The sequence below is a fragment of the Paenibacillus sp. J31P13 genome (assembly GCF_056269295.1).
The window spans coordinates 998,100-1,012,378 of record NZ_JBWDNR010000001.1; the positions used below are offsets into that span (position 1 = coordinate 998,100).

Below are 14,279 nucleotides of genomic sequence, written 5' to 3' on the forward strand. Positions count from 1 at the left end.
TAAAAGTTGCCTTAGGTAAAATTAATTGCATATAGACAAACCAATAATGGGGGGAACTCCTATGTCAGGACAAATCAATCATCAGACGGAGAGTCAAATAATAATAAAAAAGAATAGGGATACTCTAAATACAGAGACTGTATTAAACGGAGGAGGCAAAGGATTGTCAAAACTTCTTCCATTCCTTGGTCCAGCTTTTATTGCCTCGGTTGCGTATCTTGATCCAGGAAATTTTGCCACAAATATTACGGCTGGTTCCCGTTACGGTTATCTACTGCTGTGGGTAATTGTCTTTTCTAATTTAATGGCGGTCTTAATTCAGTCCTTATCAGCCAAGCTTGGAATTGCAACAGGCAAGAATCTTCCCGAGGTTGCACGTGAGCGGTTCCCTAGAAAAGTATCCTTATTTTTATGGATTCAGAGTGAAATTGTAATCATTGCTACAGACTTAGCAGAATTCATCGGAGCAGCGCTAGGGCTATACTTGCTGTTCGATATCCCGATGCTGCTTGCAGCCTTTATTACAGCCGTAGGCTCCTTTGCCATTCTTGAACTGCAGAGGCGAGGAGTAAGGACGCTTGAAGCTGGTATTAGCGGGATGATCTTGATTGTGGCATTAGCGTTTGCTTTTCAAGTCATTCTCTCAAAGCCTGATATCGGCGCAATTGCTACGGGTATGGTTACACCAAAGTTTCAAGGGGTAGACAGTATTTTGCTTGCTGCTGGAATACTTGGTGCGACGGTTATGCCTCATGCCATTTACCTTCATTCGTCTCTTACACAAAAACGAATTGTGGGACGTAATAATCGTGAGAAGAAACGGATTTACAAAATGGAGCTATTCGATATCGTCTTTGCTATGGCAATTGCAGGCGCTGTGAATTTGGCAATGGTCATTATTGCTGCAGCACTATTTTTCAAAAATGGTCTGGTGGTTGATGATTTAGAGGTAGCCTTTCATCAATTCGGGCAATTAGTAGGTCCTTTCTCAGCGGTTTTATTTGGTCTCAGCTTACTTATCGCGGGTTTAGCGAGCGCTTCTGTAGGAACAATGGCAGGAGACGTAGTCATGCAGGGTTTCATTAAGAGACGAATAAATTTATATTTGCGAAGAGCCATTACGACGATCCCTCCTCTGGTCATTATCTGGAGCGGGATCGATGCTACAAAAGCATTGATTACGAGTCAGGTCATCCTATCTTTCGGCATTGCTTTCGCCTTGATTCCACTCATTATTTTTACGAACAATAAAAAAATAATGGGAGGTCTGGCCAATCATACTTTTACAAAAGTGGTGGCTTGGATTATTGCTGGCATTGTCGTTTCATTGAACTTATTTCTAATCGTTGAGCTATTTATTTAATAATGGAGCAATACATTTCGCGACAAACGTAAGCAAACATAAAAAAGAGAAATGAGAAAAAAGCTGCGAAGCCTCTAAGTTGAGAGGGATTGCAGCTTTTTTTTGTTAAATCTAATGGACATTATTGCCCAAATGAATCCTAACACATACAATAATAACATCATCGCAAGTTGGATTATATTGCATGATCGTACGAATTATACCGAGAATCCTTTGAGGTGAAGAGATGGAAAAGAATCTAGACCTTCAGAATGAATTTTTGACTGCAGCTATAACAGGAAGTAAAGAAAGAGCAGATTCGATTCTGGTGAAGAACCCGGAACTAATTCATAAGAGTATACATATTGCTGCAGTATTGGGTGAGGTCGAAGTCGCCCGCATAATGGTGGAGAAGGATCCCTCTCTTGCTGTGAATGCTGGGGGACCATGGAATGTGGAACCGCTGCTCTATTTATGCTTCTCGAGCTTTTTGAAAGACACACGGAGAAGTGATGATTATGTACAAATAGCGCAGCTGTTTCTCGAACAAGGGGCAAATCCAAATTCATATACAATCGCTAAGGACGACCCATATGAAAGGAAATTACCTGCTTTATATGGAGCAGTAGGGATGGCAGGCAATGTAGCGATCGGAAAAGTGTTGCTAGAATCGGGTGCTGATCCGAATGATGGAGAGACTTTGTATCATGCAGCTGAACTTCGTCGGTTGGATTGCCTCGATTTGCTTGCTGAATATAGTGTGGATGTCAATATAACACCAGCTTTATTCCGTAATCTCGATTTCGACGATGAAGCTGGCGTACATTGGTTTTTAGATCATGGTGTCGATCCCAATCTTACTTTAGGTGATCTTAACCATTCTCTTCTGCACTGGGCGATTTATCGAGGAAGATCAGTCACAATAATTGAACAGTTGTTGAAGTATAACGTACCAGTAAATGCAAGAAGGAATGATGGTAAAACAGCATATATGCTCGCGGTGCGTTTTGGTCAAACGAAAGCAGCTCAATTATTGCTACACTACGGGGCATCGAATGAACTTGGTCCAACTGATCTTTTCATTGGTGCTTGTGCTTTAGCTGACAAAGAAACGTTGGACTCGATGCTTCTTGATGATCTGTTTCTCGTTACTTCACTTACAGATGATGATAAAATGATGCTTCTTGAATTTGCACAGCTGGGAAAAGCAGATGCAATCCATGTAATGCTTAGCATTGGTTTCGATTTGGAGATAAGCAGAGCAGAAGGCAATGCGTTACACATTGCTGCTTGGTTTGGCGATATGGAGACTGTACGTGTATTGCTTAGTCGAGGTGCTTCTTTATTGGTCAGAAACAGTTATGGCGGAACCCCCTTGGAGAGTGCTATCCATGGTTCCATCAACTGTCATTCAAAACGAGCAACCAATCATGCTGATGTAGTAGAAGCATTGATTGAAGCTGGGTCAGCGATACCGCTCAAAGCGACTGGCAGTAGGGTGGTCTATGAGGTTTTGCGACGATATGGAGCTTCTCTATAATACCTAGGCAATGATGTCAGCATTTAGATTACTTTGCATACACTAAGGTATAATGAATAAGGAAATGAGAAATGAATTTTTTCCAGGACATAATATGTGCTATAATGGATAGTTGGAATTTCATGCAGCAAACAACAACAAGAAAAGGTGAAATGAATGTTAATAATTGAATGGGAAAAATGTTATGAATAACGCATATAATCTTTATAACACTTTATTAGAAAAATTACCTCATCTGGATATTAAACGGTCAGAACCGATTAAAAATCATTCATATACAAAACTTGGTGGGAATGCAGATGTATTCATTACTCCAACTCAATATGAAGATATTCGTACGATTTATGAAATAGCGAAGGAATTTAATGTTTCCGTCACACTATTGGGACATGGTGCCAACCTGATTGTGAAAGATGGCGGAATCCGAGGAATTACAATGAATCTTAAGAATATGAACGAAGTTCGTACGGATAATGGTACCATTATTGCGCAGGCAGGAGCTTCAATAATAGAGGTATCTAGACTTGCATTAGAAAAAAGATTAACAGGACTGGAATTTGCTTGCGGTATCCCTGGAACGGTTGGCGGTGCGCTCTTCATGAATGCTGGAGCCTATGGCGGACAAATATCTGATGTTTTGGCAACAGCTTTAGTGATGAACGAAGAGGGTGATCTTCTTACCTTATCAAAGGATGATCTTTCATTAGGTTACCGGAAAAGTATCATCTCTGAGAAGAAATACATTGTATTGGAAGCTGAATTCCATCTCAAACAAGCAGAATACGAAACCATAAAAGAGAAAATGGATGAGTTCACATTGGCAAGGGAGAGTAAACAGCCTTTGGAGTATCCATCATGCGGCAGCGTATTTAAACGTCCTCCGGGTCATTTCGCTGGTAAGCTGATTCAAGACAGCGGTCTGCAGGGTTTGCGAATTGGCGGTGCAGAGGTATCTACGAAACATGCAGGTTTTATTGTGAATGTTGATAATGCAAAGTCCAAGGATTATGTGGACTTGATTGAACGGATTAAAAATACGGTAAAACAGAATTTTGATATCGATTTAGAAACAGAAGTTATTATTATTGGTGACGATAGTAAGAATGGAATGTAATCTTCCTCCTTGCTGTAAGGAAATAAGGATGATTTAACCGAGAGTCAAAGACCGCCAAGTTTATTGGAGGGTCTTTGATTTTTTTTATAATCATTTATTTTTAATAAATACTTGAATGCTGATCGCTTTGGGAAATGATATGATTATAAAAACGTATGAGATTCTAGACAATGAAGGAGCGCATCACGAATGAATGGAAATACGATGATATTATCTGAGGTGTATGAGAAAACCTCCTACCCGTTAGGCGGTCACGGTAGAAGAGACATTCAAGTGTTATTGGATGCATTGCAGGATATAGCTGGTGATCTTAACAGCGACATGTACGGCAATGGGGACATAATCGAAGATTTTCAAACTAAGATGGCGGCATACTTAGGTAAAGAATCGGCAGTGTTTTTTCCAAGTGGAACAATGGCTCAACAGATCGCTTTGCGTATCTGGTGTGACGAGAAGGGTGTTAGGCAAGTGGCTTATCATCCTCTATGTCATTTGGAAATTCACGAAGAAGATGGTCTTAAAGAGCTGCATGGGATTAAACCGGTGCTGCTGGCTCATAAAGATCGACTAATCACATTGGATGATGTCAAGAACATGCAAGAGGACGTTGCTTGCCTGCTGCTGGAGCTGCCACAGCGTGAGATAGGCGGTCAGCTTCCTGCATTCGAGGAGCTTGCGGATATTTCGGCTTATTGCCGTTCCAAAGGGATAAAGCTGCATCTTGACGGTGCGAGATTATTTGAAATAACGCCTCATTATGAAAAATCAGCAGCTGAGATTTGTGCATTGTTCGATAGTGTATATGTTTCTTTTTATAAGGGAATCGGAGGCATTGCAGGTGCGATTCTTGCTGGAGATACTGACTTTACAACCCATTCAAAGGTTTGGAAGAGACGTCACGGTGGTGATCTGATCAGCTTATATCCTTATATTCTCAGTTCGGATTATTATTTTGAACAAAGAATCAAGCGAATGGATGCTTATTATGAAGAAGCTAAGGAATTGGCTGCCCTTTATAATCAATGTAATCGTATTGTAACGAGACCAGAAGTGCCAGTGTCTAATATGTTCCATGTTCATTTTCAAATGCGTAAGGACGAGCTTGAACCTATACTAATCGACATTTACGAAGCCAGTGGCATCGGATTTACCCATGTTTTACGGGAAGTAAGCGCTACAGCTTGTTATTGTGAGATAAGTATAGGAGATAGATATTCGAAAGCGCCAAAAGATTCCATTAAAGCGGCGTTTACGATGCTTAAAGAGAAAATGTTGCAATAGAAGAGGTGGGAATAGCATGTCTGATGAACTGCTCATCGAGCAATTAGAATCAATCGAAAAGGATAAGGATGAGCTTTCTGATCTGCTGATTGAGGTGGTAAAGAATGGAGCGTCTATCGGATTTTTACCGCCTCTAGACCTTCAAGAGGCTGAGGCCTATTGGGATCAAGTATTGGGACCCGGTGTGGTACTATTTGTTGCCAAGATCAATAATCGAATCGTCGGGACCATTCAACTGCAAATCTGCATGAAACAAAATGGAATTCACCGTGCTGAAATTGCAAAATTAATGACTCATCCGCTATATAGGCGTAAAGGTATTGCTCAGTCACTCATGCTAGGTGCGGAAGAAAGAGCCATGAAGGAAGGTTTGTCTTTATTAGTGCTGGATACCAGGGATGGCGATCCATCTAATCTTCTATATACTGCATTGGGATACATTCTTGCAGGACAAATTCCTCATTATGCTAGATCCGCAAGCGGTGAGCTGGATACGACTAATATCTATTATAAAATGATTGCTAGATAATCGTTTATTACATAGAATTTTACCTTGAAATTAAATGATAGAGTTGATGGGGGTTAAGCTACTATGCAAATATTTCTTATACGTCATGCTGATCCAGACTATTCGATCGATAATCTTACAGAAATTGGACATCGTGAGGCAATTGAATTAGGCAAACGAATGGCATCCATTGGATTGGATAAGCTATATGCTTCACCGCTTGGCAGAGCTCAGACCACAGCCGGTTACATTGCGAAAGAAACGGGGCTCACGATTGAGACCGAACCATGGACACGCGAATTAGAGTGGCCTGGTGTTCTGTTAGATGGGGAAATGGGACCAATTTGGGATAGTCCGGGTGAGCATATTACGGAGCTGGTGAGTGGTGGAAGAAAATGGGATGATGAAACGGATCATTGGTTAAAACAGCCCCAATATCGTGAGAAATATAAAGCGCTGCAAGCAGCTTCAGATCAATTTTTACTACTCCACGGCTATAAACGTGAAGGAGGTCTGTATCGAGTAATCGAACCTTCCACCAAGAAAATTGCTGTGGCATGTCATGGGGGTTTTGGTCTTGCTTGGCTGGCTCATTTGCTCCAAATCCCTCTAGCCTTAGCTTTTTCTATCTTTTGGCTGCCGCCTAGCTCAGTAACAACTATCCTGTTGGAGGAGAGAAGCAAAGAGTTCGCTGTACCAAGATGTATTGGACTTGGAGATGTCTCTCACCTCTATGCGAATGGAATGAGTTGTCAACCACGCGGCTTGCTTGGAAACGTGACATAATGTGACTTAGTTAGGCTAATGTGTTTTTAAAAGGGAAAATAGAATTTCTCAAAAGCTGTAAACTGGTATCTAACGTTAAAAATATCCGTTGACATATTTTAAGTGTGAATGGTAACATATTCAATAATCTCAGTAAGTTAATGGGAATTATAGGAATTAGATGGAATCAGGATAAAAGAATAGAACATGATGCGATTTTATGAACCACAATCATCGCTTCGACCGGATCACCGGAGACCTCCAGTACATTTATTTGTGTCGGAAGTCTCTTTTTTTATGGGTAAAATCCTTATTTGAAAATGAAGTAAGTGTGGATGAAAGGCGGAGTTTCTTCAATGGAACGAATAATCACGATAAATGGAAGGTACCAATTACAAGCTGTATTGCATTATCCCATCGCAGAAGCTCTGAGGGGTAGAGAACATCGATATCCGGTTATTGTTATCTGTCATGGCTTTGCTGGCGACAGATTTGGCAAGGATAGGCTGTTTGTCAAAGCAGCTCGTACATTTAGCAGCCAAGGATATTTGGTGCTTCGATTTGATTATGCTGGATGCGGAGATAGTGCTGGTGATTATGGAACGACGGGCTTTGATTCTTGGATTGATCAAACCCGATTTGTTCTGGATTACGTGTTGAATGTAGAAAGGGTGGATTTGGAGAAGGTCACTCTTCTTGGTCACAGTCTCGGAGGCGCTAAGGCACTTTTGACTGCGGCAATAGATAAGCGGGTTCGATCATTAGTATTATGGGCACCTGTGGCTTACCCCTTTAAGGATATCGTAGGAATAACAGGAAGATTGATTTATGACCAAGTCATACGACAAGGATTCGCTGATTATCATGGCTATACACTAAAGTCAGAATTTTTCGAATCATTAGAGAAAAGCCAGCTGTTTCAAGCAGGATTAAAGTATACAGGAGATGTTTTGCTTGTACACGGAACTTCGGATGAGATCATGCCAGTTGATTATTCATTTTTTTACGAGAGGATGTTTGGGTCGCGTTACGATGGGCTGTGTGACAAACAAATCATATTGAATGCCGATCATACCTTTTCAACAAAGCCTAGTGTTGATCAGCTTTTTGGCAGAACCATTGAATGGCTGGAAGATCTGGATAGAAAAAAGAATGAGTGGAACAGCTGGATGATCTGAATGTTGGAACAAAGAGCTGCTGGTCGTATCCATACCTTTTCATAAAAAAAGACAGGGGGTGCTTTCTATTAATCTAGAAAACATCGAAGCATTTGTATATATCATTCATTACGGGAGTTTTAATAAGGCCGCTGAGGTTTTGTATTTGTCTCAGCCCTCAGTTACTGCAAGAATCCAATCGCTGGAGCGGGATCTCAATTGCAAGCTGTTCGATCGTCTTGGCAAGGGCATTCAAATTACAGAGGAAGGGAAGCGATTCTTGCCCTATGCACAACAAATTCTTATTACCTATCAGAAAGGGAAGTTGAATCTTAGTCAAAAAAAATCCCAGCCCGAAGAGCTGCGAATTGGCTGTACGGTCTCAGTATCCAATTACATCATTCCAGATTTAATTCCGCAGCTGAAAATCAAATTCCCGAACACTCACTACAAGCTTATCACAGGCACAACGGACGATATTATAAGCAAAGTAGTCAATAATGAGGTCGATATTGGATTTGTTCGAAATGTGAGTCATCCTAATCTTCAATCTGTTAAATTTTATGAGGATCCGATTAGGCTCTACGTGTATGAAGGGCATCCATTTCTAAAGCTTGAAAGTGTGGCCATTCAAGAAATAGCTGTTCAGCCCCTTGTTTTCTTTGAATGCGGCGCACTTGATTGGCTTCGTGTTCATCGGATATTCGGTAGTTTGGATCAGCCGCCCAACATTCAGTTTCTAACCGACAACTCGGAGACAGCTAAAAAGCTAGTCGTACAAAAAGCCGGTATTAGCTTTCTTCCCAGCTTATGCGTGAATGAAGAAACGCGAGAAGGTAAGCTCTTTCCGATTCTGATGCCGGAAACGGAAGGCATTTCCTTGCAAACCAATATCGTGTCCTCTCATGGCAAGCATCATTCATTTCTTGAGTCCATTTTAGAGGTTGGAAAGCTATTATTAATCGATTAAATAATAAATATCTGATTGTTGAAAGATTGTTCGTTTATTGAAGAAGGACGATATTTGTAGCATTCACAGCTTGATATTGAATATATAGATAGACATATAGAATTTATCTATTATGGAATCTATTGCCACACAATAAAGGTGATGCTAAGGTTAATTCAGGCCATAATTCTTACTTAACCAGTAGGAATTGTGAGTATAAGTAACAGAAAAATTGGAGGAAACGATCTTGAAAAAATTCAATGTAATTGCATTTACACTCATTCTCGTATTTATGGTATCAGCTTGCTCCAACAATGGGGACAGCAACAAAGAATCGTCAGGGGTAAAAAAGATCATCGTGGGCACAGGCAATGATTTCGAGCAAGTGGCTTTCCTAGATAAAGACGGAAAATTGACTGGCTACGACGTGGAGGTTATCAGAGAGATTGACAAGCGCTTGAAAGAGTATGAATTCGAATTTCAAACGATGGATTTCTCCAACATTCTTCTGAGCTTGGAGACGAATAAGATCGATTTAGCCGCACATTTATTTGAGAAAAATCCAGAGCGGGAGCAAAAGTTTTATTTTAATCAAGAACCATACGCTTATTGGCGGAACAAGATCATCATCGCTTCGGACAACAATGAATCGATCAAATCGCTGGATGATTTGAAAGGGAAGAAAGTACTAATTGGACCAACTAGCGCTCAAGCCCAAATTCTTGAAAACTACAATAAGGAACATAATGATGCTATAAAAATCGTCTATCAGCAGGATGATGCTAATGATGATGTCATCCAAATCACGTCAGGACGTGTAGACGCTACGATAGGAGCAGACTTCCTTCTTCCAATAAAAGATCCACAAGGGAAGCTCAAAACGGTAGGAGATGCTCTAAATGAAGGGCATATCCAGTATGTATTCCGCAAGGATGATGCTGAATCCAAGAAACTTGCCGATGCCGTTGATAAGACGGTAAAAGAGTTAAAAGCAGACGGCACGCTCGCTAAATTAAGCACAGAGTGGCTCGGTCAAGATTTTTCAAAGTAAGCGGTTTGCATACGATGAGAAGCTGCGAAAGAGGTGAGAGCCATCCATGGGTCAACAATCATTTGAGATTTCTTATGTATTTGAATATGTAATAAAGCTGCTTCCGTCCTTGAAAATAACGCTTCTCATCGTAGGCAGTTCCATTTTAATCGGGTTGTTTATAGGGCTTCTCGTCGCTCTTCCCCGGCTTTATCGCATTCCGATCCTGCGACAGCTATCACAGATTTATGTTTCATTTTTTAGAGGGACACCCATTCTCATCCAGCTCTTTCTTTTTTACTATGGCGTGCCGGAACTTCTAAAGATCTTTCATATTGATGTGACAAGGACGACAGCCTTATTTTTCGTCATTCTGACTTACTCGCTTCATAGCGGCGCCTTCATATCCGAGGTTATTCGCGGCGCAGTCGCTGCGGTGGATCGGGGGCAAGTTGAAGCAGCTTATGCGGTTGGGATGAACCCCATTCAGGCTTTTAGACGCATCGTACTGCCTCAAGCGCTGAGTATTTCTATCCCTGTATTCGCTAATGTCGTGATAGGCAACTTGAAGGATACTTCACTTGCTTTTACGCTAGGCATCATGGAAATAACGGGGAAGGCGAAGACAATAGGGGCTTTGTCTCAGCGGTTCGTAGAAATTTATCTATCCCTAGCAATCATCTATTTTATCATCAGTATCCTGCTTCAAAAGCTGTTCATTCTAATCGAGAAAAAAATGCTTCGTCATGAAGCAGCAACAGAGCCCATTAAGAGTGAGCCCCGTGGCAGGAACATCTTTTTACGGAGATTCCATACGGTCGCAGAGATTCGCAACGAGGAGGCGAGACTATGAAGCTTGATCCGTCGTTCATCTGGACTGCCTTTAAGGAGCTCCTTTCAGCTATACCGACAACACTTGTGATTACAGCCGTTTCCATGCTTTGCGGCTTGTTAATCGGAACGACAGTTGCGCTTATCAGGCTGTATAGGGTACCCGTGCTGCTTCCGATTGCTTCTGCGTATGTCACTTTTATACGCGGAACGCCCATGCTAATCCATTTGCTGCTTACCTATTTTGGGCTTTCCTTCATTATCGACTCTTTATCTGATCATTTTGGCTGGGCATTCAGATCTGTATCGATTCCGATGATTGGTTTCGCTTATATTTCCTTATCAATAACGGCAGGTGCATATCTATCAGAAGTTGTGCGTGCAGGTCTTCTTGCGGTCAACAAAGGGCAGCTTGAAGCTGCCTATTCGATAGGTATGACAACGAGACAAGCGCTGGGTAGAATCGTGTTTCCTCAAGCCTTTGCCATTATTCTGCCTAATTTATCGAACAGCACAATCAGCATGCTTCATGGTTCCACACTCGTATTCATTGTCTCCGTCGTAGATATTAATGCCAAATCGCAGATCATCGCTTCATCCAATTGGAAGTTCTTAGAGGCCTATATTGCTGCTGCGGTCATTTATTGGGGTTTAACCATTCTTATAGAACGAGTCACCGCAAGGGTGGAGAAGAGAATCAATATTTATAACCGAGGTGGCGTGACATGATTAAGCTGACCCAAATCAAGAAATCCTTTGGACGGCATCAAGTGTTAAAAGGAATTGACCTGACTGTTGAGAGAGGAGAGGTCGTTGCGATACTCGGGCCAAGCGGCTCAGGCAAAACGACGCTGCTTCGCTGCATCAACTATCTGGAGCGGCCAAGCGATGGCGAGATCATGATAGATGGTTATAACGTCAATTGCAAAAGGCCTAAAAAACCAGATATTCATACACTCCGCAAAAAGACCGCCATGGTTTTCCAGCATTACAACCTATTCCGTCATAAAACGGCTTTGGAAAATGTGATGGAAGGTTTAGTAATTGTTCAGAAGGTCCCTAAAGAGCAAGCGCGCAAACGCAGCATTGAACTTCTTGAGAAGGTTGGGTTAGGCAACAAGCTGGATGCTTATCCAAGCCAGTTATCTGGGGGTCAACAGCAGCGAGTCGGTATTGCACGTGCTCTTGCTCTGAACCCTGAGGTCATTTTGTTTGACGAGCCAACCTCATCGCTCGATCCAGAACTGGTCGGCGAGGTATTGGCAGTCATACGCAAGATCGCCAAAGAAGGCATTACGATGATTATCGTTACGCATGAGATTAGTTTCGCTCAAGATGTAGCAGGCCATATCATCTTCATGGACGATGGGATCATTGTTGAGGAAGGCAAGCCAATTGAAATTTTCAACTCACCCAAAGAAGAAAGAACGAAGCAGTTTCTGAGTCGTTTTACACCGGATGGTGTTTATTCCATCTAGATGCCAGAGCGCTCCAGATTACGTTCTTTAAATAGGGAATTCCCATAAGGAGCGAATCAATATGAGATTAAAATTCGGTATTTTGGATCAAAGCATCACTTACCCTGGACAGACGCCTGCTGAAGCTCTGGGTAACACAGTCAAGCTTGCACAACTTGCGGAATTGCTTGGCTATGAGCGGTTTTGGGTGTCGGAGCATCATGACTCTGATCAATTGGCAGGTTCATCTCCTGAGGTCTTGATCGCATATTTACTCGCTCGTACAGAAAAGATTCGGATTGGCTCTGGTGGTGTCATGCTCCAGCACTACAGCCCATACAAGGTGGCTGAGAATTTCAATGTGTTGGCATCATTAGCACCCGGAAGAGTCGAACTTGGCATCGGACGCGCTCCGGGAGGATTGCCGCGATCGACGCGTGCATTGCAATCTGTGAATGAAGCGAAACTGGAAGAGAAACTGACAGAGGTGGAGCACTACTTACGGGCACCAGCAGCGGAGGGACATGCGCTTGCCGGGTTGAAGGCGAGTCCGCTGCCACAGCAACCAGCTGATATTTATTTGCTTGGTACCAGTGTGTCTAGTGCTGAATTGGCAGCAGAGCGAGGCTTACCTTATGTGTTCGCCTTATTCATTAATAATGATCCTGACGCTGCACTGCGGGCGTTCGAAACCTACCGCAGCAGTTTCAGTGATCATCATGGAACAGAACCAAGAGCCATTCTTGCGCTATCTGTCATTGCAGCCGATACGGAGGAGGAAGCAGCAGAATTAGCAGGTGAACTCAAGAGCGTACGGGTCACATTGGCTAGCGGTAAAACGATTAACGTTGGATCAGTCGAGCAAGCGGAAGCATTCGCAAAGCAAGCTGGAGAATCCTATACCAGCGAAGTGCGCGACGCTGACATTACAAAGGGAACAAAGGCAACTGCGCGAAAGCGGATTTTGGAATTGAGTGAACGGTATGGCGTGGATGAGTTCATCATTACATCAGTCGTCAGTAATTACGAGAAGCGAGCGCGATCCTTTACTCTTTTGAAGGAAGCTTTCGCTGAGCTTACCGTGTAAAAACGATTTGTGCGTGATAGGGAAGGAGAGGGCTATGAGCTTTGTAAAGTTAGAACCTTTCGAAGAACGGCTAATAGCAATCCGACGACACTTGCATGCAACCCCCGAGCTATCGCACGAGGAATATGAAACGTCGGAAGCCATACGAAGATGGCTTTCAGATGCCGGTATACGTATTGCAGACTATCCGCTGCGAACAGGTGTAGTCGCAGAGGTGGGCGGTCTTCGCGGAGGACCGATTATCGCGATACGCGCCGATATTGATGCGCTCCCTATACAGGAAGAAACAGGCCTGTCGTTCGCATCACTGAATCCAGGCAAAATGCATGCTTGTGGCCATGACTTTCATACAGCAGCTGTGCTGGGTGCGGCGTTTCTTTTGAAGGAGCAAGAAACCGAACTCGAAGGGACTGTAAGATTTCTATTCCAGCCTGCTGAAGAGAAAGCCAAGGGTGCCTTGCAGGTAATCGCAAGCGGTGCACTGGAGGATGTTGGGGTCATATTCGGGATGCACAATAAACCAGATTTGCCAGTTGGAACGATCGGTATTAAAGAGGGGCCAATCATGGCGGCTGCCGACGGTTTCATTGTCGAGGTGGAAGGACGCGGCAGCCACGCTGCTGTGCCTGAGGCAGGGATTGATCCTATCCTAGTATCCGCACATATAATAACCGCGCTTCAGTCGATCGTCAGTCGCAATGTGGGAGCACTCGAAAGTGCCGTTCTAAGTGTAACGCGATTAAATAGCGGTACCGCTTGGAATGTCATCTCCGATAAAGCAGTATTTGACGGTACATTACGTACTTTCCATGAGGATGTTCGCACAAAGGTTCGAGATCGATTCGAGCGAATTACTCGCGGGGTATCGGAAGCTTTCGGCGCGAATGCAAAGGTCACCTGGATTCAGGGACCTCCAGCAGTTGTGAACAATGTAGAGTGGGCACTGCAAGCTGAATTAACAGCAGAAGCTCTTGGCCTGACCGTAATAGAGCCAAATCCTTCGCCAGCGGGAGAGGACTTCGCTTTTTATTTAAATGAGATACCCGGGCTCTTTGTCTTCCTTGGCACTTCTGGTCCAAAGGAATGGCATCATCCCGCATTTGATGTGGATGAGCGTGCACTGCCTATTGCGGCTTCCTTCTTCTCTGCTCTCGCACTAGATGCTCTGAATCGATTGACAAGACAGTTCCAACCAAAGTCAAAGGTGGAGGAATAACG

The 14,279-nt window shown here is 43.0% G+C and carries 14 protein-coding genes; all 14 read left to right on the top strand.

What is annotated here, in order from left to right; all coding sequences use genetic code 11:
- Positions 1-61 precede the first annotated feature (61 nt).
- On the top strand, positions 62-1,363 hold the full coding sequence (locus AC0YOD_RS04580; RefSeq protein WP_475798042.1) for an Nramp family divalent metal transporter: 1,302 nt from the start codon (positions 62-64) through the stop codon (positions 1,361-1,363).
- 226 nt (positions 1,364-1,589) lie between these two features.
- The gene (locus tag AC0YOD_RS04585; RefSeq protein ID WP_475798043.1) at positions 1,590-2,882 is read left to right on the top strand and encodes an ankyrin repeat domain-containing protein; all 1,293 of its coding nucleotides are present in this window, start codon (positions 1,590-1,592) and stop codon (positions 2,880-2,882) included.
- A 184-nt stretch (positions 2,883-3,066) separates the two neighbouring features.
- Complete coding sequence (gene murB / locus AC0YOD_RS04590; RefSeq protein WP_475798044.1) at positions 3,067-3,996, top strand: UDP-N-acetylmuramate dehydrogenase; 930 nt, start codon at positions 3,067-3,069, stop codon at positions 3,994-3,996.
- Between the two features lie 189 nt (positions 3,997-4,185).
- On the top strand, positions 4,186-5,277 hold the full coding sequence (locus AC0YOD_RS04595; RefSeq protein ID WP_475798045.1) for a threonine aldolase family protein: 1,092 nt from the start codon (positions 4,186-4,188) through the stop codon (positions 5,275-5,277).
- A gap of 16 nt (positions 5,278-5,293) precedes the next feature.
- On the top strand, positions 5,294-5,806 hold the full coding sequence (locus AC0YOD_RS04600) for an N-acetyltransferase family protein (RefSeq protein WP_475798046.1): 513 nt from the start codon (positions 5,294-5,296) through the stop codon (positions 5,804-5,806).
- 63 nt (positions 5,807-5,869) lie between these two features.
- Positions 5,870-6,571: a histidine phosphatase family protein gene (locus AC0YOD_RS04605; protein ID WP_475798047.1), complete on the top strand. Its 702-nt coding sequence runs from the start codon at positions 5,870-5,872 to the stop codon at positions 6,569-6,571.
- A gap of 335 nt (positions 6,572-6,906) precedes the next feature.
- Positions 6,907-7,728, top strand: coding sequence for an alpha/beta hydrolase family protein (locus tag AC0YOD_RS04610; RefSeq protein ID WP_475798048.1), 822 nt, complete (start codon positions 6,907-6,909; stop codon positions 7,726-7,728).
- Positions 7,729-7,786: 58 nt separating this feature from the next.
- Positions 7,787-8,677, top strand: coding sequence for a LysR family transcriptional regulator (locus AC0YOD_RS04615; protein ID WP_475798049.1), 891 nt, complete (start codon positions 7,787-7,789; stop codon positions 8,675-8,677).
- 226 nt (positions 8,678-8,903) lie between these two features.
- Positions 8,904-9,707: a transporter substrate-binding domain-containing protein gene (locus AC0YOD_RS04620; RefSeq protein ID WP_475798050.1), complete on the top strand. Its 804-nt coding sequence runs from the start codon at positions 8,904-8,906 to the stop codon at positions 9,705-9,707.
- Positions 9,708-9,753: 46 nt separating this feature from the next.
- Positions 9,754-10,539, top strand: coding sequence for an amino acid ABC transporter permease (locus AC0YOD_RS04625; RefSeq protein WP_475798051.1), 786 nt, complete (start codon positions 9,754-9,756; stop codon positions 10,537-10,539).
- Positions 10,536-11,246 carry an amino acid ABC transporter permease gene (locus AC0YOD_RS04630; RefSeq protein WP_475798052.1) on the top strand — a complete coding sequence of 237 codons (711 nt, stop codon included), beginning with the start codon at positions 10,536-10,538 and terminating at the stop codon, positions 11,244-11,246. Before AC0YOD_RS04625 ends, AC0YOD_RS04630 begins: the two co-directional genes overlap by 4 nt.
- Entirely contained in the window at positions 11,243-11,995 is a 753-nt protein-coding gene (locus tag AC0YOD_RS04635) for an amino acid ABC transporter ATP-binding protein (protein WP_475798053.1), read from the top strand. The genes AC0YOD_RS04630 and AC0YOD_RS04635 overlap by 4 nt, the downstream gene beginning before the upstream one ends.
- Before the next feature lie 61 nt (positions 11,996-12,056).
- Positions 12,057-13,061 (top strand): LLM class flavin-dependent oxidoreductase, encoded by a 1,005-nt coding sequence (locus AC0YOD_RS04640; protein ID WP_475798054.1) that lies wholly within the window; start codon positions 12,057-12,059, stop codon positions 13,059-13,061.
- A 34-nt stretch (positions 13,062-13,095) separates the two neighbouring features.
- Complete coding sequence (locus tag AC0YOD_RS04645) at positions 13,096-14,277, top strand: amidohydrolase (RefSeq protein WP_475798055.1); 1,182 nt, start codon at positions 13,096-13,098, stop codon at positions 14,275-14,277.
- Positions 14,278-14,279: the final 2 nt, after the last annotated feature.